20 protein-coding genes and 1 riboswitch are annotated in these 22156 nt (G+C 63.8%); of the genes, 6 read left to right on the forward strand and 14 right to left on the reverse strand.

Features of this window, described 5'->3' with window-relative positions:
• The first annotated feature begins 25 nt into the window (after positions 1–25).
• The 3 genes from G542_RS0115260 to G542_RS0115270 all read left to right on the forward strand — a co-directional run bounded on the left by G542_RS0115260 (position 26) and on the right by G542_RS0115270 (position 2068).
• Positions 26–1174 (forward strand): S-methyl thiohydantoin desulfurase family protein, encoded by a 1149-nt coding sequence (locus G542_RS0115260; protein WP_027824562.1) that lies wholly within the window; start codon positions 26–28, stop codon positions 1172–1174.
• 167 nt (positions 1175–1341) lie between these two features.
• Positions 1342–1710: a YMGG-like glycine zipper-containing protein gene (locus G542_RS0115265; RefSeq protein ID WP_051190101.1), complete on the forward strand. Its 369-nt coding sequence runs from the start codon at positions 1342–1344 to the stop codon at positions 1708–1710.
• A gap of 16 nt (positions 1711–1726) precedes the next feature.
• Positions 1727–2068 carry a YmgD family protein gene (locus tag G542_RS0115270; RefSeq protein ID WP_027824564.1) on the forward strand — a complete coding sequence of 114 codons (342 nt, stop codon included), beginning with the start codon at positions 1727–1729 and terminating at the stop codon, positions 2066–2068.
• A 68-nt stretch (positions 2069–2136) separates the two neighbouring features.
• Here the strand turns inward: G542_RS0115270 and G542_RS0115275 are convergent, their stop codons facing one another.
• The 8 genes from G542_RS0115275 to ppsA all read right to left on the reverse strand — a co-directional run bounded on the left by G542_RS0115275 (position 2137) and on the right by ppsA (position 11592).
• The gene (locus tag G542_RS0115275; protein ID WP_162142389.1) at positions 2137–3105 is read right to left on the reverse strand and encodes an acyltransferase family protein; all 969 of its coding nucleotides are present in this window, start codon (positions 3103–3105) and stop codon (positions 2137–2139) included.
• 143 nt (positions 3106–3248) lie between these two features.
• Positions 3249–5153 carry a phosphomethylpyrimidine synthase ThiC gene (thiC, locus tag G542_RS0115280; protein ID WP_027824566.1) on the reverse strand — a complete coding sequence of 635 codons (1905 nt, stop codon included), beginning with the start codon at positions 5151–5153 and terminating at the stop codon, positions 3249–3251.
• A gap of 123 nt (positions 5154–5276) precedes the next feature.
• Entirely contained in the window at positions 5277–6077 is an 801-nt protein-coding gene (gene thiD, locus G542_RS0115285) for a bifunctional hydroxymethylpyrimidine kinase/phosphomethylpyrimidine kinase (RefSeq protein ID WP_027824567.1), read from the reverse strand.
• Positions 6074–6706 carry a thiamine phosphate synthase gene (gene thiE / locus G542_RS0115290; RefSeq protein ID WP_027824568.1) on the reverse strand — a complete coding sequence of 211 codons (633 nt, stop codon included), beginning with the start codon at positions 6704–6706 and terminating at the stop codon, positions 6074–6076. The genes thiD and thiE overlap by 4 nt, the downstream gene beginning before the upstream one ends.
• Entirely contained in the window at positions 6703–7506 is an 804-nt protein-coding gene (gene thiM / locus G542_RS0115295; protein WP_027824569.1) for a hydroxyethylthiazole kinase, read from the reverse strand. Before thiM ends, thiE begins: the two co-directional genes overlap by 4 nt.
• A gap of 47 nt (positions 7507–7553) precedes the next feature.
• A riboswitch (TPP riboswitch) is annotated at positions 7554–7656 on the reverse strand.
• Positions 7657–7711: 55 nt separating this feature from the next.
• A complete protein-coding gene (locus G542_RS0115300) occupies positions 7712–8140 on the reverse strand; it encodes a hypothetical protein (protein WP_012698108.1) in 429 nt (142 codons plus the stop codon).
• 32 nt (positions 8141–8172) lie between these two features.
• Positions 8173–9072 carry a DMT family transporter gene (locus G542_RS0115305; protein WP_012698109.1) on the reverse strand — a complete coding sequence of 300 codons (900 nt, stop codon included), beginning with the start codon at positions 9070–9072 and terminating at the stop codon, positions 8173–8175.
• Between the two features lie 135 nt (positions 9073–9207).
• Positions 9208–11592, reverse strand: a complete 2385-nt coding sequence (gene ppsA, locus G542_RS0115310; protein ID WP_027824570.1) for a phosphoenolpyruvate synthase — start codon at positions 11590–11592, stop codon at positions 9208–9210.
• 328 nt (positions 11593–11920) lie between these two features.
• Between ppsA and G542_RS0115315 the strand changes: the two genes are divergently transcribed.
• Positions 11921–12979 carry a cytochrome-c peroxidase gene (locus G542_RS0115315; RefSeq protein ID WP_027824571.1) on the forward strand — a complete coding sequence of 353 codons (1059 nt, stop codon included), beginning with the start codon at positions 11921–11923 and terminating at the stop codon, positions 12977–12979.
• A 75-nt stretch (positions 12980–13054) separates the two neighbouring features.
• Here G542_RS0115315 and G542_RS0115320 read toward each other — a convergent pair whose 3' ends face one another.
• Positions 13055–14206: an iron-containing alcohol dehydrogenase gene (locus G542_RS0115320; RefSeq protein ID WP_244878728.1), complete on the reverse strand. Its 1152-nt coding sequence runs from the start codon at positions 14204–14206 to the stop codon at positions 13055–13057.
• Between the two features lie 218 nt (positions 14207–14424).
• Here G542_RS0115320 and ppsR point away from each other — a divergent pair, with 218 nt between their 5' ends.
• Both ppsR and trpS read left to right on the forward strand, forming a co-directional pair.
• Positions 14425–15249, forward strand: a complete 825-nt coding sequence (gene ppsR, locus G542_RS0115325) for a posphoenolpyruvate synthetase regulatory kinase/phosphorylase PpsR (RefSeq protein ID WP_012698114.1) — start codon at positions 14425–14427, stop codon at positions 15247–15249.
• A 199-nt stretch (positions 15250–15448) separates the two neighbouring features.
• On the forward strand, positions 15449–16462 hold the full coding sequence (gene trpS / locus G542_RS0115335; RefSeq protein ID WP_027824573.1) for a tryptophan--tRNA ligase: 1014 nt from the start codon (positions 15449–15451) through the stop codon (positions 16460–16462).
• Between the two features lie 66 nt (positions 16463–16528).
• On the opposite strand, the gene G542_RS0115340 is transcribed toward trpS, so the two are convergent.
• The 5 genes from G542_RS0115340 to G542_RS0115360 form a co-directional block, all read right to left on the reverse strand.
• A complete protein-coding gene (locus G542_RS0115340) occupies positions 16529–17812 on the reverse strand; it encodes a dicarboxylate/amino acid:cation symporter (RefSeq protein ID WP_027824574.1) in 1284 nt (427 codons plus the stop codon).
• 180 nt (positions 17813–17992) lie between these two features.
• Positions 17993–19060, reverse strand: a complete 1068-nt coding sequence (locus G542_RS0115345; RefSeq protein ID WP_027824575.1) for an ABC transporter substrate-binding protein — start codon at positions 19058–19060, stop codon at positions 17993–17995.
• A gap of 176 nt (positions 19061–19236) precedes the next feature.
• A complete protein-coding gene (locus tag G542_RS0115350) occupies positions 19237–20016 on the reverse strand; it encodes an ABC transporter permease (protein WP_012698120.1) in 780 nt (259 codons plus the stop codon).
• The gene (locus G542_RS0115355; RefSeq protein ID WP_156092922.1) at positions 20009–20938 is read right to left on the reverse strand and encodes an ABC transporter permease; all 930 of its coding nucleotides are present in this window, start codon (positions 20936–20938) and stop codon (positions 20009–20011) included. The genes G542_RS0115350 and G542_RS0115355 overlap by 8 nt, the downstream gene beginning before the upstream one ends.
• A 4-nt stretch (positions 20939–20942) precedes the next feature.
• Positions 20943–22031, reverse strand: a complete 1089-nt coding sequence (locus G542_RS0115360) for an ABC transporter ATP-binding protein (RefSeq protein ID WP_034986182.1) — start codon at positions 22029–22031, stop codon at positions 20943–20945.
• Between the last annotated feature and the right edge of the window lie 125 nt (positions 22032–22156).

The raw sequence follows: 22156 nt of genomic DNA on the forward strand, positions 1-22156 counted from the left end.
AAAAAATCCGGGGAGATTCCACACCATGCCGCAGCGTACCCTGACATCCACCGAACTGGAACAACTCGTACTCGGCGCCTGCCTGTTGGGCGGCGGCGGCGGCGGCCCGTTGAGCGGCGCCCAGCCCCTGCTCGACTATCTGCGCCGCAACCGCCTCACCGTCACGCTGGCCGGTCTGGCCGACCTGCCGGCAGACACACTGGGGGCGGTGGTCGCCGGCATCGGAGCCCCCAACGCCGCCAGCCAGTCCGGGGACTTCACCGAAGCCCCCCTGAATGCCTTCCGCCGTTACGCCAAACTGCTGGATACCCCGCCCAGTGCCGTACTGCCGGCCGAAGTCGGCGCCATGAACAGCCTGATCCCCGCCGTGGTGGCAGCACAGACCGGCCTGCCCCTGATCGACGCCGACAGCGCCGGCCGTGCGCTGCCCACCCTCAACCTCGCCGCCTTCAATCTCGCTGCCCCACCCTCGCCCCTGCTGCTGGCCAACCAGCCGGCAGCCGGACAGGAAGGCGTCAGCATCACGCTCAACGCCGCCAACGCCAACCAGACCGACAGCCTCGTACGCGCCAACCTGTCGGCGACCGACGACACCGGCTACAGCCTCTTCGGCAGCGTCGGCGCCTTTTCGACCTGGGCCCTGACCCCGGCACAACTGGCGCACAGCAGCGTCACCGGCAGCACCAGCCGGGCCATCCGGCTGGGTGCTGCCCTGCGCCGGGTGCAGACCGAAGGCGGCGATGCCGTGGCCGCCGTGCGTACGGCACTGGACGGCCAGCTGACCGTGCTGGCGCAAGGCACCATCCATGCAGTGGAACTGACCGAAGCCGGCGGCTTTGACCGCCTGCAGATCACCCTCGCCGCCGACGACGGCCGCATCGTCCACGTGCTCGCCGTCAACGAAAACCTGATCGCCTTTGCCGAAGGCAGTGCCGCCCCGCTGGCCGCCGCCCCGGACACGCTGGCTTGGCTCACCGACGACGGGCACCCGCTGTCCAACAGCGAAATCCGGCCGGACACCGCCCTGCGCGCCTCCGTGCATCTGGGCCGGCGCATCAGCCTCCTCGGCATCCCCGCAGCGCCCATCCTGCGCGAACCGGTCCTTGCCAGCGGTTTTTCCGCACTGCTGGCCCAGTTGGGCTATTACGGAACTGCCCCCGCGCTGCCAGTGTGAACACGTCTTTCCATCCTGCCCGGCCCGGTCCATGACCGGGCTTTTTCATTGCGTTTTCCGGCAGTTAAACATCATGTGGCATTGTTCACACATTGCACCAGCCGGGCGGATTTCTCTTAACCTGTAACCACTTCAACTTTTTGCCCTGTCGTCCGGAGCAATCCATCATGTCCCGAAAACTGTCCCTTCGCCGCGCCACCGGCTGGAGTGCCGCCCTGGCGCTGGCCCTGGCCCTGAGCGTTCCGACCGCAGCCCACGCCGCCAGCCGCACCACCAAAGGTGCCGTACTCGGCGCCACCGTCGGCCTGCTGACCGGTAACGGCATCAAGGGTGCCGTTACCGGTGCCGCCGTCGGCGGCGGCCTCGGTGCCATCAGCGAACCCGGCCGCAAGGGCCGCAAAGCCACCAAGGGTGCCAAGACCGGAGCCGTGCTCGGCGCCACCGTCGGCCTGCTGACCGGCAACGGCCTGAACGGCGCCATCAAGGGTGCCGCAGCCGGCGCTGTCGGCGGCGCACTGGTCGGCCGCTACAACTGATAACGAAAGACGCACGATGAAAAAGACCCTCACCCTGATCGCCCTCGCCGCCGCGCTGTCGCCGCTGGCTGCCACCGCTGCTCCGGCCGCTGCCGGCGTCCCGGCCGAATTCTTCACCACCTGCACGGAAGCCAACGAAATGGCCAAGACCGACACCGCCGCCGTGTCGGACCTGATCGCCCGCCTCGGCAACGCCGCTGTCGAAGCCCGCGACCTGAAGATCAAACCGCGCCCCGACCTCGACAAGGACGTGATCAAGCACCTGAACGCCTACTGCTCGCAAGACCCGAACGGCCTCCTGATCACCGGCATGGACATCGCCATGCGCCAGGTCGCCGGCGAAAAGGTCGGCAAGTAAGCCGGCAGTTGCCGGTCTGCCCCATGCCCCGCTCCATGCGGGGTTTTTTGTTGTCAGACCAGGATATGTCAGCACCCGATCAGGAACTTGCTGTGATGCGGCAGCAGCAGGCGCACCAGCGTGACGGCCAGCATGGAGCCCCCCAGGGAAAACGCCATTCCCAGCGCATGCATGGCGTATGGGTTCAGCATCACAGGATGGCGGGCCAGCCACCAGCCCAGTCCCTCCATGAACAGGTAATGCAGGAAAAAGAGCCCGATGCTCGCATCAGCCAGCCACTTCATCCAGCATCCGGGCAGGCTCTCCAGCCAGCCAGCCGTCTGCCGCCGTTCCAGCCAGCCGTACAGCAGCAGGAACACGACGCCTTTTTGCAGGGAATTTACCCCGTAATAACGCAGCGAAAGGCCGTACAGGCAGACGGCTGCCACGGCCAGCCAGGCAAGACTGCGCCAGCGCCCCAGCCAGGCCAGGCTGCGCTGCCGGTATTTGGACAGCGCGATGCCCAAAAGGTAAAACGGCAGGAAATGCAGCAGTGACCAGCCGATGCTGTCGACCGGACGCGGCACCAGGACGGTCAGCAGGATCAGGAACGGCAGCACGACCAGCACCCTGGCGTACTGGCGGGCATACCACAGCACGACCGAAATGGCCGTCATGCCCAGCTGTGCCGGGATGAACCAGTAAGGTAAAAGTGCATCACCCCGCAACAGGTGCAGGGGATAGTCCTGTAGCACCCTGACAGGGCTTTCATGGTTCCGGAGTCCGTCACAGACAAGAATCAGCAGGCTCAGGACGCAATAGGGCAGGAACACATGGCGCAGTTTCTGTCCAAGAAACCGGCTGATCGTCCGGCGGTCACTGACCAGATGATGAAAGAGATAGCCCGAGATGATCGCGAAGAACACCGTGCTGTCCGTCCACAGGCGATGCCACCACGCCCATTGCTCCCAGGTCATGGAACCGTAATTGATGGCGTGCACGCCAATGACCAGCAGGATGGCGACCGCGCGCAGATAAACCAGGCTTGTGATCACCACGCCCCCCGTGTCCGGCCTGATGATGACCGGCACCGGAATACCGGCCAGCCAGGAAAAAAGCTGGAGATGTTCCAGCTTAGTGTTTTCCTTGCCTGCCCGGCCCGGTGAGGGATGGATGGCGTTCCCGGCAGTACAGGTGCGGCTTACACCCGGTCGTAGAGCTTCGAACCGCCCTGCACGAACTCGACAGCCTTCACTTCCATGCCTTTCTGCAAGGCATCCTGCTCGCTGATGCCCTGTTTGGCGGCGAATTCGCGCACGTCCTGGGTGATCTTCATCGAGCAGAAGTGCGGGCCGCACATGGAGCAGAAGTGCGCTACCTTGGCGCTGTCTTTCGGCAGGGTTTCGTCGTGGAAATCACGCGCCTTGTCCGGGTCGAGGCCAAGGTTGAACTGGTCTTCCCAGCGGAACTCGAAGCGTGCTTTGCTGAGCGCGTTGTCGCGGATCTGCGCGCCGGGGTGGCCCTTAGCGAGATCCGCCGCGTGGGCGGCCAGCTTGTAGGTGATGATGCCCTCTTTCACGTCGTTCTTGTTCGGCAGGCCGAGGTGCTCTTTCTGCGTGACATAACAGAGCATGGCGGTGCCGTACCAGCCGATCTGCGCGGCGCCGATGGCCGAAGTGATGTGGTCGTAGCCGGGGGCGATGTCGGTGGTCAAGGGGCCCAGGGTGTAGAACGGCGCTTCGTGGCACCACTCCAGTTCCTTGTCCATGTTCTCCTTGATCAGCTGCATCGGCACGTGGCCGGGGCCTTCGATCATCACCTGCACGTCGTGCTGCCAGGCAATCTGCGTCAGCTCGCCCAGCGTTTTCAGCTCGCCCAGCTGGGCGGCATCGTTGGCATCCCACGCGCTGCCGGGGCGCAGGCCGTCACCCAGACTGAAGGCCACGTCGTAGGCCTTCATGATCTCGCAGATTTCGGCGAAGTGCGTGTAAAGGAAGTTTTCCTGATGATGCGCCAGACACCACTTGGCCATGATCGAGCCGCCGCGCGACACGATGCCGGTCATGCGGCTGGCGGTCAGCGGCACGTATTGCAGGCGCACGCCGGCGTGGATGGTGAAGTAGTCCACGCCCTGCTCGGCCTGCTCGACCAGCGTGTCCCTGAAGATGTCCCAGGTCAGGTCTTCGGCCTTGCCGTTGACCTTTTCCAGTGCCTGGTAGATCGGCACGGTGCCGATCGGCACCGGCGAATTGCGGATGATCCACTCGCGGGTTTCGTGGATGTTCTTGCCGGTAGACAAGTCCATGATGGTGTCCGCGCCCCAGCGGATGCCCCAGGTCATCTTGTCGACTTCTTCGCTGATCGACGACGTGACGGCACTATTGCCGATGTTGCCGTTGATCTTCACCAGGAAATTGCGGCCGATGATCATCGGCTCGGATTCCGGGTGGTTGATGTTGGCCGGGATGATGGCACGGCCGGCGGCGATTTCCTGGCGCACGAATTCCGGGGTAATGGTCTCCGGCAGCGCGGTACCGTAGCTGTGGCCGGCGTGCTGGCGCGTCATCAGCTCCAGCAGGCGGGTGTTACCGGTGGCGTGCAGCGATTCGACATACACCTGCCGGTTCTGGTTTTCGCGCAGGGCGACGTATTCCATTTCCGGGGTGATGATGCCGGCGCGGGCGTAGTGCATCTGCGTGACGTTGCGACCCGGCAGGGCACGGCGCGGCAGGCGGCTCAGGTTGAAGCGCAATTCGTCCAGCGACGCGTCGGCCTCGCGGGCGCGGCCGTAGTCGCTGGTCAGCCCGGCCAGTTGCCCGGTGTCGTTACGCTCGGCAATCCACGTGGCGCGCAGTGCCGGCAGGCCGGAGCGGATGTCGATCTGCGCCTGCGGGTCGGAGTACGGGCCACTGGTGTCGTAGACGTAGATCGGCGGGTTGGCTTCGCCGCCGAACTGGGTCGGCGTGTCGCTCTGGCGGATCTCGCGCATCGGCACGCGGATGTCCGGGCGGCTGCCCTCGACGTAAATCTTGCGCGAATTCGGCAAGGGCTGGATGGCGGCGGAATCCACCGTGGCGCTGTCAGCGCGGAAAACCGGTTGGGTCATGGGTTTCTCTCGTGTTGTTATGGAGTGGGACGGGCTGCGGCCTGCACATGGCAGCCCGCAGCCCGCCCGGTGCGGCGAAAACCGGGAGGGATTTCCGTCGCGGGAGGCGGGGCCGGAACGCGCTTACCACCACGCGTGAAAATGATGCACCGGGCCGATGCCGTGACCGACCTCAAGCCGGTCGGCAGCATTCAGCGCGGCCGATAGCCAGGCCTTGGCTTCGCCCACGGTCTCGACCCAGCCGGCACGCTGCGGACGCAGGGCGGCCAGCGCCGCCGACAGGGTGCAACCGGTGCCATGGGTGTGGCGGGTGGCGACACGCGGCGCAACAAAGCGCTGGCGCAGGGCGGGCGTGACCAGCCAGTCCGGGCTGTCAGCGGTATCGGTAAGATGCCCGCCCTTCATCAGCACGGCCGGGGCACCGAGCGCCAGCAGCCGGTCGGCCTGATCGAGCATGGCATCTTCAGTGCTCGCCACCGGCAGGCCCAGCAGGGCGGCGGCTTCGGGCAGATTGGGGGTAATCAGGCTGGCGCGCGGCAGGAGTTCGTCACGCAGGGCCGTCACCGCTTCCGGCTCGAGCAGCGGGTGGCCGCCCTTGGCGATCATCACCGTGTCGAGCACGACATGGGCGGGCTGCCAGCGGGCAAACCCGGCAGCAACCGCCCGGATGATGCCGGCGTTGGCCAGCATGCCGCACTTGACCGCATCGACGCGGATATCCTCGAACACCGCATCCAGCTGGGCGGCGACAAAGGCCGGCTCGACGGCAGCCACGGCGTTGACGCCCCGGGTGTTCTGCGCGGTCAGCGCAGTAATCACGCTCATGCCGTAGGCACCGAGCGCGGAAAAGGTCTTGAGGTCGGCCTGGATGCCGGCCCCGCCGCCAGAGTCGGAACCGGCAATGGTCAAGGCGTGGGGAATCAAGCAGTGTGTCCTTTCAGGGCGTAAAGCTCGCGGGTGACGGCGGCCGGATCAGCCGCCGTGCAAATGGCCGATACGACGGCCACGCCATCGACGCCGGCCGCAAACACTGCCCCGGCGTTGGCCGGGGCAATGCCGCCGATGCCGACCGTGGGCAGCGAAGTGGCCGCAGCCAGCCCGGCCAGTTGCGCCAGCCCCAGCACGGGGGCGGCATCTTTTTTGGTGCTGGTGGCAAACACCGGGCCAAGGCCGAGGTAATCCGCCTCGGGCGGCACGGCGGCCAGCTGGCCGGCATGGTTGACCGACAGGCCGATCAGCGCCTGCGGCCCCATCAGCTCACGCACCACCGCCACCGGCAGGTCCTGCTGGCCGACATGCACGCCATCCGCGCCCACGGCCAGCGCCACGTCGACCTGATCATTCACCACAAACACCGCACCGTCCTGCCGGCACAAGGGCTGCAAGGCGCGGGCGGCATCCAGCCACTGGCGTTTTTTCCACTGCGGAGCGCGCAGTTGCACCACGCCGGCACCGCCGGCCATGGCCGCTTCGGTGACACGCAACATGCCGTCCAGCCCGCCGCACAGGTCGGGGTCAAGGACGAGGTAAACCGAGTAATCAATCATCTTCATGCCGGCCACCGCTGCGCCAGGTCAGCCGGCGTGAGTGCGGCGATTTCATCCAGCAGGTGCACGGCAAAGCTGCCGGGGCCGGCCGCCTTGTCGGCAGCGCGCTCGCCGGCAAGTTTCATCAGCGCACACGCCACCGCCGCACCGCTGAGCGGGTCGTCGGTCATCGCGGTCATGGCGGCGACCAGCGCCGACAGCGAGCAGCCGGTGCCGGTGACTTGTTGAAGCAGCGGGTGGCCGCCAGCGAGGGCTATCACCCGTTCGCCATCGGTAATGAAATCGGTTGCGCCGGTAACGGCAACCACGGCACCAGTGGCGTCTGCCAGCCGGCGCGCGGCGGCCAGCGCCATGGTGGAATCGTCGAGGCTGTCGACCCCGCGCCCACGGCTGGCTTCACCGGCCAGCGCGAGGATTTCGGCCGGATTGCCACGGATGGCGGTCGGACGCTGGGACAGCAATTCGCGGCAGAACTGGGTGCGGAACGCCAGTGCGCCCACCGCAACCGGATCGAGTGTCCACGGGGTGCCGGCTTCCAGTGCGGCGGCCACCGCCACGCGCATGGCGTCGGCCTGAACGGGGGTCAGGGTGCCGACATTCACCAGCACGGCCGAGGCCATGCGGGCAAAGTCGCCGGCTTCTTCGCGGGCAATGACCATGGCCGGAGCAGCGCCGGCGGCCAGCAGGACATTGGCAGTGAACTGGGAAACGACCTGGTTGGTCAGGCAGTGCACCAGCGGCGGATGCTGGCGCACGAGATCAGGCAGCCGGATGGCGGCGGGCGGAAGGGGAAGCAGGTCCGACATGACAGGTCCTCACGGCATGCCGCGGGGACGGACGGAGAGCGGATCTCCCGCTTCCATCGTGACCTCCCTACGCTGGCATGACCCAGATCAGGTGAATGCGGGTAAAGTCTCAGCCGGTGGCCAGGCCACACGACACCCCGAGTCACGGTTGCAACAAAACGGCCCGATTGTGCGAGCCGCCGGCAAGGGCGTCAACCTTGCCCGGTCAGCAGCCGGTTTCGCCTGCCATGTTGAGCAGGTTGAAGCCCGAAGGCGTATCCACTTCCAGCTGCGCCAGCACTGACTGGCGGCCGGCATGTGCGGCACCAGCGACCGACAGCTGCACCTTGACCTGCACCTGGCCGGTCGGATCGGCAAACAGCTGCACTTCCTGCTGCCCGCCCGGCAGGCTGGCACCGCTGGCCTGCTGGCGGCTGAGTTTCACCCGCTCGTCCCCGAGGCGGATCCGGGCAGCGCCCTGGGCATCGGCCACGAAGAACGTGCCGCCGGCTGGCTGGGTCAGCGTCATGCCACAGCCCTTGAGGTCAATGTCCTGTACCGCCAGCGGCCGCACGTTCATCGAACGCACGGTCGATGTCGAAGCGCAGGCGGTCAGCAGCAGGCCCAGCAGGGCGGGAAACAGCACTCGGTTCATGGCAGGCATTCCAGGCGAAAGACAAGCCGGCATTATGCGCTGCAACCGGCCGTCTGTTGCACACGTGGCGCATCCGGCCGCTGCCCCCACAGCACGCCGGCCAGAATCAGCCCGCACGCCGCCCATTGCGGCGGATTGAGATGCTCGCCCAGCAGCGCCCAGGCCAGCATCAGGGTAAAGACGGGGATCAGGTTCAGGAACATGCCGGCCTGCGATACCGGGATGCGCGATACACCCCAGGTGTAAAGCCCGTAGGCGCCCAGCGTGATGCCGGCCCCCAGATACAGCACGACCAGCGACGGCAGCAACGGCAGTTCGGTCGGCAGCTGCACGTCCGGCAGCAGCATCAGGCTGCCGAACCACAGGGTGCCCATGCCGCTTTGCATCAGGGTCAGGGCGCTGGCCGGATAGCGGCGCGTCAGCCGCTTGGCGACCAGCATGTAGCCCGTGGCGCAGACCAGTGCCACGATCAGCAGCAGGTTGCCGAGCATGGGGTCTGGCGCATCAGCACTGGCCTCGCTGGCCAGCGTCAGCCAGGCGATGCCGGCAATCGACACGCAGCTGCCCAGTGCCAGCGAACGGGTGATGTGCTCGGCGAGGAAGATGCGGGCACCGACAGCCACAAAGACCGGCAGCATGGCAGTCAGTACGCCGGCCTGGCTGGCCGAGGTACGCAGCAGGGATTCGGATTCGAACAGGAAATACAGACAGGGCTCGCACAGTGCCATGAATACCAGCCAGCGCCAGTCTCCGCGCTGGCGGTCGATGCGGCGCCAGGCTGACCAGACAAACGGTGCCAGGCACAGGGTACAGATGGCCATGCGCGCCGCCAGCACCACGTAGGGATCGAAGATGGCAAACACGTACTTGAGGGCAATGTACGAACTCGCCCACAGCAGCATGGCGACGGTCAGCGCAACGTAGGCCAGCATGGAAATGGCAACCCGATTGAGATAAACGCACCATGCTACGAAAAAATGCCGTGTTGATACAGTGTTTTCCGGTGACGGCAAAAAAACAGCGCCGCCCTTACCGGGGCGGCGCCGTGATTCCGGCAGCAGGCAGTCTTACTTGCCGGCTTCCTTGGCCAGGTACAGCCAGGTTTCAACCACGGTATCCGGGTTCAGCGAGAGGGTGTGGATGCCTTCGTCCATCAGCCACTTGGCGAAGTCCGGATGGTCCGACGGGCCCTGGCCGCAGATGCCGACATACTTGCCCAGACGGTTGGCGGTGCGGATCGCCATCGACAGCATGGCTTTCACGGCGGGATCGCGCTCGTCGAAGGTCGGGGCGATCGGACCGCCGGAGTCGCGGTCGACGCCGAGGGTCAGCTGGGTCATGTCGTTCGAGCCGATCGAGAAGCCGTCGAAGTACTCGAGGTACTGTTCGGCCAGCACGGCGTTGGTCGGCAGTTCGCACATCATGATCAGGCGCAGGCCGTTCTTGCCGCGCTCCAGGCCGAAGTCCTTGAGGATGTCGACCACCTTGGCGGCTTCGGTCAGGGTGCGCACGAACGGGATCATCACTTCCACGTTGGTGAGGCCCATGGTTTCGCGCACCTTGCGGATGGCACGGCACTCGAGCTCGAAGCAGTCGCGGAATTCCGGAGCGATGTAACGTGCCGCACCACGGAAGCCGATCATCGGGTTTTCTTCGTGCGGTTCGTACAGGCTGCCGCCGATCAGGTTGGCGTATTCGTTCGACTTGAAGTCGGACATGCGCACGATGACCTTCTTCGGATAGAAGGCAGCGGCGATGGTCGAAACGCCTTCGGCGATCTTGTCGACGTAGAAGTCCACCGGGCTGGCGTAGCCGCTGATGCGGTCACGGATGGTGGCCTGCAGTTCGGACGGCAGGCTGTCGATTTCCAGCAGGGCCTTCGGGTGGATGCCGATCTGGCGGTTGATGATGAATTCCATGCGGGCCAGACCCACGCCTTCGTTCGGCAGCTGCGCGAAGTCGAAGGCGAGTTCCGGGTTGCCGACGTTCATCATGATCTTGACCGGCGACTCGGGCATCTTGTCGAGGGCGAGGTCGATCACCTCGATGTCCAGCAGGCCATCGTAGATGTTGCCGGTATCGCCTTCGGCGCAGGATACGGTCACCTGCATGCCGTCCTTCAGCACGTCGGTGGCGTCACCGCAGCCGACCACGGCCGGAATGCCGAGTTCGCGGGCGATGATGGCAGCGTGGCAGGTACGGCCGCCACGGTTGGTGACGATGGCGGCAGCGCGCTTCATCACCGGTTCCCAGTCGGGGTCGGTCATGTCGGTGACGAGCACGTCGCCGGCCTTGACGCGGTCCATTTCGGCAGCGCTCTGGATCAGGCGCACGACACCCTGGCCGATCTTCTGGCCGATGGCACGGCCTTCGGCCAGCACGGCCGACTTGTTCTTCAGGCGGTAACGGCGCAGGGTTTCCACGCGGTTTTCCTGCGATTTGACCGTTTCCGGACGGGCCTGCAGGATGTAGAGCTTGCCGTCGATGCCGTCACGGCCCCACTCGATGTCCATCGGGCGGGCGTAGTGCTTTTCGATGATCTGGGCGTAGCGGGCCAGTTCTTCGACTTCGGCATCGGTGATCGAGAACTGGCGGCGCAGTTCGGGCTCGACATCCAGCGTGCGCACCGAACGGCCGGCCTGGTTGGCGTCGGTGAACTCCATCTTGATGAGCTTGGAGCCCATGTTCTTTTTCAGGATGGCCGGGCGGCCGGCTTCGAGGGTGGGCTTGTGGACGTAGAATTCGTCCGGGTTCACGGCACCCTGCACCACGGTTTCACCGAGGCCGTACGAGGCGGTGACGAACACCACCTTGTCAAAACCGGATTCGGTATCGATGGTGAACATCACGCCCGAAGCGCCCACGTCCGAGCGCACCATGCGCTGAATGCCGGCCGACAGGGCCACCACGTCGTGGGCAAAGCCCTTGTGCACGCGGTAGGCAATGGCGCGGTCATTGTAGAGCGAGGCAAAGACGTGATGGATGGCTTCCTTCACGTTGTCGTAGCCGCGAATGTTCAGGAAGGTTTCCTGCTGGCCGGCGAACGAGGCATCCGGCAGGTCTTCAGCGGTCGCAGAGGAGCGCACGGCCACCGAGATATCGGCATTGGCGTCCGCCACCATCTTTTCGTAGGCCACGCGCACTTCGGCTTCGAGCTGCGGCGGGAACGGCGTATCGATGACGAGCTGGCGGATTTCCTTGCCGACCCGGGCCAGTTCGACCACGTTGTCGACGTCCAGAGCGGCCAGCATCGCATTGATGCGGTCGGAAAGGCCGTCATGGGCGAGGAAGTCGCGATAGGCCTGTGCGGTCGTGGCGAAACCACCCGGTACGCGTACGCCCGATTCCGCCAGTTGGCTGATCATTTCGCCAAGCGACGCGTTTTTGCCGCCGACGGATTCCACGTCGGTCATGCGCAGCTTGTCGAACCAGACAACGTAAGTCTCTGCCATTACTGAAAAGTTCCTGTTTTAGAGGGAGGGTGGAAACCGGAAAGTCGCGATTCTAGCCCAAACATGACAAAAAAAATATGGCCGATATTGCATCGCAACAGCTGAATTATCCGTGACTTGCGCGCATTCCTCCCCTGCTTGCCACTGGCCTTGCCATCGATCTGACCACGTCCTTTTTTTACCCAAAAAACAATTTCTTTGTCATTTTTGTTGATGCTTATCAAATACTTTCCGGCAAAACTAGGTAGAAATACGGGCTATCAATCTGCCTTGATTCATAAGGCCGATCAATAGCCCTTGTTTATCACCCTCATAGAAAGAGGCAATCATGAATCGTCAAATTGCTCTGGGAATGGCCGCTGCAACGCTTGCCCTGCCGCTGCTGGCAGTCGCCGCCGACAATGCGACCCTCACAACTGCCCGCGCCGTGTTTGCACCCCTGCCCGCCTCGGCAGACAACCACGCCACCAACAAGCTCAACCCGGCCAAGGTGGCACTTGGCAAACAACTGTATTTCGACGCACGTCTTTCGAAGGGAGGCACGGTCAGCTGTAACACCTGTCACAACCTGGCCACCTATGGTGTCGACAACCTGCCGACCTCGATGGGGCACAAGGGCATGTTCGGTGGCCGTAACGCCCCGACCGTGATGAACGCCGCCCTGCTCAAGCCGCACTTCTGGGACGGCCGCGCCAAGGATGCCGAAGAACAGGCCAAGGGTCCGATCATGAACCCGGTGGAAATGGCCATTCCGCACGAAGGCTTTGCCGTCGAGCGCATCGCCTCGATCCCGGAATACCAGGCCCAGTTCCAGAAGGCCTTCCCGGGCGAAAAGGCTCCGCTGACCTACGACAACATCGCCAACGCCATTGCTGCTTTCGAGCGCACCCTGCTGACCCCGTCGCGCTTTGACGCCTGGCTCAAGGGTGACACCAAGGCCATGAGCGCCCAGGAAGTCCGTGGCGTGAAGACCTTTGTCGAGAAGGGCTGTGTAGCCTGTCACGCCGGCAGCACCATCGGCGGCGACAACTTCTTCAAGTTCGGTCTGGTCAAGGGTCCGTACAGTGACTTCACCGGCGTCAAGAATACCGACCACGGTGTCTACGACCTGACCAAGAAGGATTCGGACATGGACGTGTTCCGTACGCCGACCCTGCGCAACGTCGAACGCACCTATCCGTACTTCCACGACGGCAGCGTGTGGGAACTCGACAAGGCCGTGCGCATCATGGGCCAGACCCAGCTCGGCATCCAGCTCAACGACCAGGAAGTGGCCGACATCACCGCCTTCCTGAAGTCGCTGACCGGCACCGTTCCGACTGCCGCCCTGCAACTGCCGATCCTGCCGGCCTCGACCGCCAAGACCACCAAGCCGGACAACATGTAAGCTGCTGCCCGGCCTGCACAAGACAACGCCCCGGTTTTCCGGGGCGTTTTTGCTGGTTGCCGGAACGGCCGGCGGCTACAGGGCCGCCAGCAGGATGCGGTTGGCCACCTCGGGCGTGATGCGCCGCCGCTCGCCCAGCGCCGTCATGCCGTGTGCCACCAGCTTGTAGAGGATCGGCGACAGGTCGTCGATGCCGATGCCCCATTCCGACAGCCGTACCGGCACGCCCAGCGACCTGAAAAAGCGCCGGGTGGCAGCGATGGCAGCATCGATGCGTTCGCACTCGCTGCCCCCCTGGATGCCCCATACGCGCTCGGCGTATTGCAGCAGCTTGTCGTGCTTGTCGTCACGACACACTTCCAGTACCGCCGGCATCAGCGCCGCCAGCGTCCGGCCGTGGTCGATGCCGAACAGGCCGGTGACCTCATGGCCGATCATGTGCGCCGACCAGTCATGCGGCACCCCTATGCCGATCAGCCGGTTCAGCGCCAGCGTCGCCCCCCACATGGCCGTGGCGCGGGCATGATAATCGTCGGGCTTTTCCATCAGTACCGGACCGGTTTCGATCAGGGTCTGCAACAGCCCCTCGGCCCAACGGTCCTGGATCGGCGCCTGGGCCGGATAGGTCAGGTACTGCTCAGTGACATGCACGAAGGTATCGACAATGCCGTTGGCGGTCTGCTGGGGCGGCAGCGAGAAAGTGGTCAGCGGGTCAAGGATGGCAAAGCGCGGCTGGACCAGCGGCGTCTTGAACTCCAGCTTGTCGGAACTGGCGTAGCGGCTGATCACCGCACCGTCGTTGGATTCCGACCCGGTAGCCGGCAGGGTCAGCACCACGCCGATCGGCATGACGCCGGTCAGCCGCGAAGCCGCGTCGGTGGTCAGCAGCTCCCACGGCTCACCCGGGTGCGCCATGCCGGCGGCAATGTATTTGCTGCCGTCGATGACCGAACCGCCACCGACAGCCAGGATCCAGTCGACCCGCTCTTCCCGCCCCAGCGCGATGGCCTGGTCCAGCGTTTCGCAAGCCGGATTGGCCTCGATGCCGCCAAACTCGAACAGCCGGGCATGATCGGCCAGCGCACAGCGCACCTGGTCCAGCACGCCGTTGCGCAGCACGCTGCCCTGGCCGTATGTCACCAGCACCCGTGCCCCGCCGGGAACCAGCTCCCGCAGACGGGCGATTTCCCCCCGGCCGAACACGATGCGGGTCGGGTTGTGGAACATGAAATTCTGCATGGCAAACCTTTCGCTGACTCGACCGCTGTCAGCACCGGGCACTGGGCTGCCGGTGCCGGAGGTCCATGCGTTCACCCTACGACAAGCCTGCCGGCGCAACCTTGAGGCAGATCGAATCCGGGCCGGACGGGTGACATTTCGCCCTCTTTGGCCTTCTGGCTTATAGTCGCACCTATCTGACGACACCGACCTCGAAAGACCTTGCCATGCCACACCGCCGCAGCGCCTATTTCGTATCCGACCGCACCGGCATCACCGCCGAATCGCTGGGCAACGCCCTGCTGACCCAGTTCGACATGCTGGAGTTCAAGCGCGAAACCATTCCGTTCATCGATACCGCCGACAAGGCCATGGCCGTGGCCGAACAGATCCGCCAGCGCGCGCAGTCCGACCATTTCCGCCCGCTGGTGTTCGTGTCGATCGTCAACCCGTTCGTGCGCGAAGCCATCCAGGTCGACGACTGCGCCATGGTGATCGACTTCTTCCACGCCTTTGTCGGCCAGCTTGAAAACGAACTGGAGCAGAAGGCCACGCTGACGGTCGGCAAGAGCCACGGCATCATCAGCGAAGAAAAATACGATACCCGTATCGAGGCGGTGAACTTCTCGCTCAACCACGACGACGGCGTCAAGCTCAAGGACCTGGCCGAAGCCGACGTGATCCTCGTCGGTGTATCGCGTTCGGGCAAGACCCCCACCTGCCTGTACCTGGCCCTGCAATACGGCATCAAGGCCGCCAACTATCCGCTGACACCAGAAGACCTCGACAGTCCGACCCTGCCGAAGATGCTGCTGCCGTACCGCAAGAAGATTTTCGGCCTCACCATCGAACCGCAGCGGCTGCACCACATCCGCAACGAGCGCAAGCCCGACAGCCGCTACGCCTCGATCGACAACTGCCGGCGCGAGGTCAACGAGGCCGAATCGCTGTTCCGCCACCATGGCGTGCCGTTCATCAGCACCACCCACAAATCGATCGAGGAAATCGCCAGCACCATCCTGCACCACACCGGCATTTCCCGCCGGTTCTGACGGTTGACAGTCATGCTGCGGCAGCGCACCATGCTGGCCATGCTTACCGAATCGTCCTGCCCCTTTTCCGGCTTCTGGTGGCGCAGCCCTTGACCGGCGGCGCGGACTTTTCGTAATCCGACAACATGCCGCCTGCGAGGGCGGCATGTGCGTTTCAAGGCTCTCGCAGACGGCTCCGGTTCCTTCAGGAGATCGTCCCATGTCATCCAACCAGCCTGTCATCCTCACCGGCGACCGCCCCACCGGCCAGCTGCACCTGGGCCACTTTGTCGGCTCGCTGCAAAACCGCGTGGCCCTGCAGGACAGCCACCGCCAGTTCCTGCTGATTGCCGACGCCCAAGCCCTGACCGACAACATGGGCAACTACGTCAAGGTCCGCGACAACATCCTGCAGGTGGCGCTCGACTATCTGGCCGTCGGCATCGACCCGGCCAAAACCACCATTTTCATCCAGAGCCTGGTGCCGGAACTGTCCGAACTGTCGTCGTACTACCTCAACCTCGTATCGGTGGCCCGGCTGGAGCGCAACCCCACCATCAAGGACGAAATCCGCCAGCGCGGTTTCGAACGCGACATCCCGGCGGGCTTCCTGACCTATCCGGCTGCGCAGGCCGCCGACATCACTGCCTTCAAGGCCACCGTCGTGCCGGTTGGTGAGGACCAGATCCCGATGATCGAACAGACCAACGAGATCGTCCGCCGCTTCAACGCCAGCGTCGACCGCGAAGTGCTGGTCGAATGCCAGGCGCTGGTGCCGCAGGTCGGCCGCCTGCCGGGCATCGACGGCAAGGCCAAGATGAGCAAATCACTCGGCAACTCGCTCACCCTCGGCGCCAGCCCGGACGACATCCGTCACGCAGTCAAGATGATGTACACCGACCCCAACCACCTGCGCGTGGCCGACCCGGGCCAGGTGGAAGGCAACGTGGTGTTCAGCTGGCTGGATGCCTTCGATCCGGACAAGCCCGCCGTGGAAGAACTCAAGGCCCACTACCGCCGTGGCGGCCTGGGTGACAGCGTGGTGAAGAAACGGCTGGAAGCGCGCCTGCAGGAAATGATCGAGCCGATCCGCCAGCGCCGCGAAGCCTTTGCACAGGACCCGGCCGAGGTCATGAACATCCTCAAGCGCGGCACCGACAACGCCCGCGCCGTCGCTGCCCAAACCCTCTCCGAGGTCAAGGGCGCCATGGGCATCAACTACTTCGGCGTCTGACGGCAGACCGGCACAAAGAAAACGGGCTCCCTTGAGGGAGCCCGTTCTGCATCAGCGGATAATGCCTCAGGCCTGCTTGACCTGCTGCTCCAGCTCTTCCGGAATTTCGTCGTCGTCATGGGCCGACAGGTCACTGTAATACACCGAACGATCCAGCTCACCCTCGCTCTTGGCCACCAGCACGGCGGTCAGGGTGTCGCCCGACACGTTGGTCGGCGTGTTGGCCATGTCGATGATGCGGTCCACGGCAGCAATGGCCGCGATCACTTCCAGCGGCAGGCCGACCGACGACAGCACGAGGCTCATCACCACCAGGCCGGTACCCGGCACGCCGGCAGCACCAATGGCAGCCAGCGTGGTCGTCAGCACCACCATCACCTTCTGCACCAGGGTCAGTTCGATCCCGTAGGCATTGGCGGCAAAGATGGCCACGGCACCCAGATAGGTTGCCAGACCGTTCATGTTGACGGTGGCCCCCAGCGGCAGCACGAACGAGGCAATGCTGTTGTGCACGCCCATCTGGGTTTCGGCGGTCTTGATGTTCAGCGGCAGGGTGGCGTTCGAGCTGGTGGTCGAGAAGGCGAACAGCTGCACCGGCAGCATCTTCTTCAGGAACGGCCACGGCTTGAGGCCGGCCAGGATCAGCAGGGCGCTGTAACCCACGGTCAGCACCAGAATGCACGACAGCCAGATGGTACCCACCAGGGCAGCGAGCTGTTCCAGCACCACAAAGCCGTTGTCGGCCGTCACGTAGGCCATCAGGGCAAACACGCCGTACGGCGCAAAGGCCAGCACCATGTTGATCAGCTTGAACACCACATGGTTCAGCGAATCAAAGAAGCGCTTGACCGGCTCGCCGGCATCGCCGGCCAGATTGATTGCCACACCGAAAAACAGCGCAAACACGATGATCGGCAGCACGTCACCGTCGGCAAATGCCTTGAACGGGTTGGCCGGGAAAATCCGCATCAGCGTTTCCAGCATCGACGGGTGCGTGGCGGCCTGTTCGACGCCGCTCACCACGTAGTTGAGCCCGTGGCCGATGCCGAAAGCGCCGGCCAGCAGCATCGACATGGTACCGGCCAGCGCCATGGTCACGCCGTACAGCAGCAGGGTCTTGCCCGCCACCCGGCCCATCTTGCGCAGGTCTTTCATGGCGGTCACACCACAGACCAGCGATACGAAGATCACCGGCATCACCACCATGCGGATCAGGGTGATGAAGATGTCACCGATCGGCTTGAGCAGCTTGGCGTGCTCGCCGATGGCAAAACCGGCCACGATACCCAGGATCAGGCCGATTAGAATTTTCTGCCACATTTGCAGAGAGAACGTTTTCCCGTTAGTCATTCGACCCTCATTCTTGGCGTAACATTTTGTAAACGACAGATTCTGTAGTTTGTTCTTCCAGCAGGTCAAATGACGCACAGGTAAAATGCGCAGGCGGAATTGTCCGGGGAATGCTGCCTCGCACAAAAAACCGGGGGCGCCGGTCAGGCGCCCCCGGTTGTCACCGGCACCCTGCCGGTATCACTTCAGCTTGATTTCCGACCAGGTACGGTTGAGGTCACGGCGCTCCTTGGCGTTCAGGTCCTTGAGCTGTTGCAGGTTCTTCAGCGCAGCAGCATCCGGGAAAATGGCCGTGTTCTTGCGTACTTCAGCCTTGATGAACTGGGCCGCAGCCTGGTTCGGGCTGCCGGTGCCCATCTCGTTGCTCAGGCCGGCTCCATGTTTCGGGTCCAGCATGAAGTTCATGAACTTGTAGGCCAGATCCTTGCGCGGTGCATCCTTCAGCAACACGAAGTTGTCCACCGACATGGTGTTGCCTTCCTTCTGCAGGCCAAAGCCGACCTTGAACGGACGCTTGGCCTTGATGGCGTCCTGCTGGGCCTGGTAGAGGTCGTTGGAATACCCCATCGACACCCAGCTGTTACCCAGCGTCAGTTCCTTGATGTAGCTCTGGTTGTTGAAGGCAGCCCAGTACGGCTTGGCCTTGAGGATCACGTCGCGGGCGGCTTTCCAGTCTTCCGGACTGGTCGAGTTGGCCGGCTTGCCCAGATACATCAGCGCAGCCGCCACCAGTTCGCGCTGGCTGTCCAGCACGGTGACCTTGCCCTTGATCTTGGCCAGCACGGCCGGATCAAAGATCAGCGCCCAACTGTTGGCCTTGTCGGCCACACCGGCCTTTTTCAGGGCGTCTTCGTTGTAGCCCAGCACGGTCGTAGTCAGTGCATACGGAATCGAATAGTTGCCCTGCGGATCGTAGAACGCGCCCTTGAAGCCCGGATTGAGGTTTTTCAGGTTCGGCAGCTGGGCCTTGTCGAGCGGCTGGGCGGCCTTCTTGCCGATCAGCGTCTGCACGGCAAAGCCGGTCGGCACGACAAGGTCGTACCCCTTGGCACCAGCCGCCAGCTTGGCCAGCATTTCCTCGTTGTCACCGTAGTAATCCTGCACCAGCTTGCACTTGCACTCTTTTTCGAACTGCCTGGCCGTGTCTTCGGACAGGTAGTTGTTCCAGTTGTACAGATGCAGCTCATCGGCCGCGTAAGCCGTCGAACAGGCCGCCAGCGAAGCAGCCAATACCAGTTTCTTCCACATATGCAAATCCCCCTTGCAGTGGCGGGACGAGGACAGCCGTGCTGGTGTCGTGGCCACCAGACGGAACGAACGGGCCTGTTATCGGGACGGCCCTGCGAAACGGGGCAGGTCTTGCGACCCGCCCCGTCATGACACCGGGAAACATCGTCCGGCGATGATATGGCAATTTTGCTGCTTCAGCCGTGACTCTTGAGTGACGACGGCGACAGCCGGCTGGCAATCAGGATCAGGCACAGGGTCAGCAGCATCAGGAGCGAACTCACGGCGTTGACTTCCGGCGTCACGGCGATCTTGATCATCGAGTAGATCTGCAACGGCAGCGTCGAGGCGCCGACCCCGGCGGTGAAGAAGGTGATCACGAAGTCGTCGATCGACAGCGTGAACGCCATCAGGGCACCGGCCATGATGCCGGGCAGGATCTGCGGCAGGGTGACCAGCCGGAAGGCCTGCCACGGCGTGGCGCCCAGGTCACGGGCAGCCTCGACGAGGCTGTCGTCCATCCCCTGCATGCGCGCGCGCACCACAATGGCCACAAAGCCGATGCAGAACGCCACGTGCGCCAGGATGATGGACACCATGCCGAGCGTCAGGTTGATCATCACGAAGAAGATCAGCAGGCTGACGCCCATCAGGATTTCCGGGATGGCGATCGGTGTCAGCACCAGGAACGGCAGGAACTTCAGCTTGAACCGGTGCAGGGCGATGCCCGCGAGCGTGCCCAGCACGGTGGCGATCACGCTGGAGGTGACACCGATGATCAGCGAATTGACCGCTGCGGTGATCATCTCGTCGTTGTTGAAGAGCTTGACGTACCACTTGGTAGTGAAGCCGACCCATTCGGCGTTCAGGCGCGAATCGTTGAACGAGTACACAACCACGATCACCAGCGGCAGGTACAGGAACAGGTAGGCAAAGAGCGCACCGCTCCACAGCAGTACCGATTGCTTCTTAGCCATGCTTCTTGCCTCCCCGTGCCACGGCCGCACCCAGTGCCGCCATCAGCAGCACGCCGCCGGTCAGCATGATCGACAGCACGGCGCCGAACGGCCAGTCGCGCGTTTCAAGGAACTGCTGCTTGATCAGGTTGCCGATCATGATGCCCTCGGTGCCGCCGAGGATATCCGGAATGGCGAACATGCCCAGCGCCGGGATGAACACCAGTGCCGAACCGGCGAACACGCCGGGCAGGCTCAGGGGCCAGGTGATTTTCCAGAACCGCTGCCAGGCCGAGGCGCCCAGGTCCTGCGCAGCGTCCAGCAAGGCCGTGTCGTGTTTTTCGAGGTTGGCGTAGAGCGGCAGCACCATGAACGGCAGGTGCACGTATACCAGCCCGACAATGACCGCAAACGGGGTGAACAGCAGCGTGACCGGCTCGAAGCCCAGACCGGTCACCACGACGTTGACAGCCCTGGTAAAGGCGGACGACGGGCCGAGGATGATCATCCACGCGTAGATGCGGATCAGGAAGTTGGACCAGAACGGCAGGATCACCAAAAGCAGCAGCAGGTCGCGGTATTTCTTGTGGCTGCGGGCAATCAGCCACGCCAGCGGATACCCCATGACGATGCAGACCAGCGTCGTCAGGGCCGCATATCCGGCCGACTTGAGAAAGAGCTCGAAATACAACGGCTCTTCCACCAGCCGGTGGAAGCTTTCCAGCGTGAAGAAGTCCTGCCAGTTGCCGCTGTTGATCAGCACTTCGGTAGCGCCGGTCGCTTCGTCCGTGGTCCACAGCGGCAGCAGGCCGCCGTAGTCGCCCGGATAGCGGAAGGCGGCAAGCAGCATGATCAGCGACGGGATCAGGAAAAACACCACCAGATAAACGGTGGGTGGCCACGACAGCAGCCACTTGCCCAGCTGGGCGCGCATCGTCTTCATCGCCTCACTCCACGAGGAAGCTGCCGGCGTCAAAGCGCCAGGCGATCTCGACCAGGTCGTCGTCGTCGAAGAGCTTGGCCAGGCCCGGAGCCGAGTTGGGCAGCATGGCCTCGATCTTGACGCCGTCGGCCACCTCCACGATGTAGATGGTCACGTCCCCCAGGTACAGGCAGTCGTGAATCTTGCCCTTGAAGTAGGCTTCGTCGGGCAGGTCCGGCAGCTCGCGGTCGAGCTTGATCTTTTCCGGACGCAGCGCCAGCCAGCCTTTCTGGCCGGGCTGTGCACCCTGCGGCGCCAGCGCCTTCATCTCGCCGCAACCACGAATCTCGATCTGCATGGTGCCGTCGGCGTTCAGCGACTTGATTTCGCTTTCCAGCACGTTGCACTGGCCGATGAAGTCCGCGACAAACCGGTTTTTCGGGTAGGAGTAGATGGTTTCCGGAATGTCGAGCTGCTCGACCGAACCGGCACTCATCACGGCAATGCGGTGGCTCAGGGCCAGAGCTTCACCCTGGTCATGGGTGACATACACGAACGTGATGCCGACTTCGCGTTGCAGGTTGATCAGCTCGATCTGCATTTCTTCGCGCAGCTTGGCATCCAGCGCCGACAGCGGCTCGTCCAGCAACAGGAGGCGCGGACGGTCCACCAAGGCGCGGGCAATCGCCACGCGCTGGCGCTGGCCACCCGACAGCTCGTGCGGAAAGCGGCTGCCGAACTGCGTCAGGCGCACGTCTTCCAGCAGTTCATCCACCTGGGTGGCGATCCTGTCAGCGGCCCAGCCGGCCATCTTGAGCGGAAAAGCGATGTTGTCGCGCACGGTCATGTGCGGAAACAGGGCATAGCTCTGGAACACCGTATGCACCGGACGTTTTTCCGGCGGCACCAGCGACACGTCCTTGCCATCCAGCAGGATCTGGCCGGAGTCCGGCTGCTCGAAGCCCGCCAGCATCCGCAAAAGCGTGGTCTTGCCGCAGCCGGACGGCCCCAGCAAGGTAAAGAATTCGCCAGCCTCGACCGAGATGCTGACGCCGTTCACCGCCGTAAAGTCGCCAAAGCGTTTGACGACGTTGCGAATCTCAAGCAGAGCCATGTTTTCCCCCGCCCAAAAAGGGCGCTATTGTAGGCAAAACCCCCCCCGGTGCAAACCTGATTTGGCCAGAATCCGGCCAGAAAAATCCGCCTGCCGTTTCCCGTGTTTTCCCGGCGCGGATTTCC

It is taken from the genome of Laribacter hongkongensis DSM 14985, assembly GCF_000423285.1.
In the GTDB taxonomy this organism is placed as follows: Bacteria; Pseudomonadota; Gammaproteobacteria; order Burkholderiales; family Aquaspirillaceae; genus Laribacter; species Laribacter hongkongensis.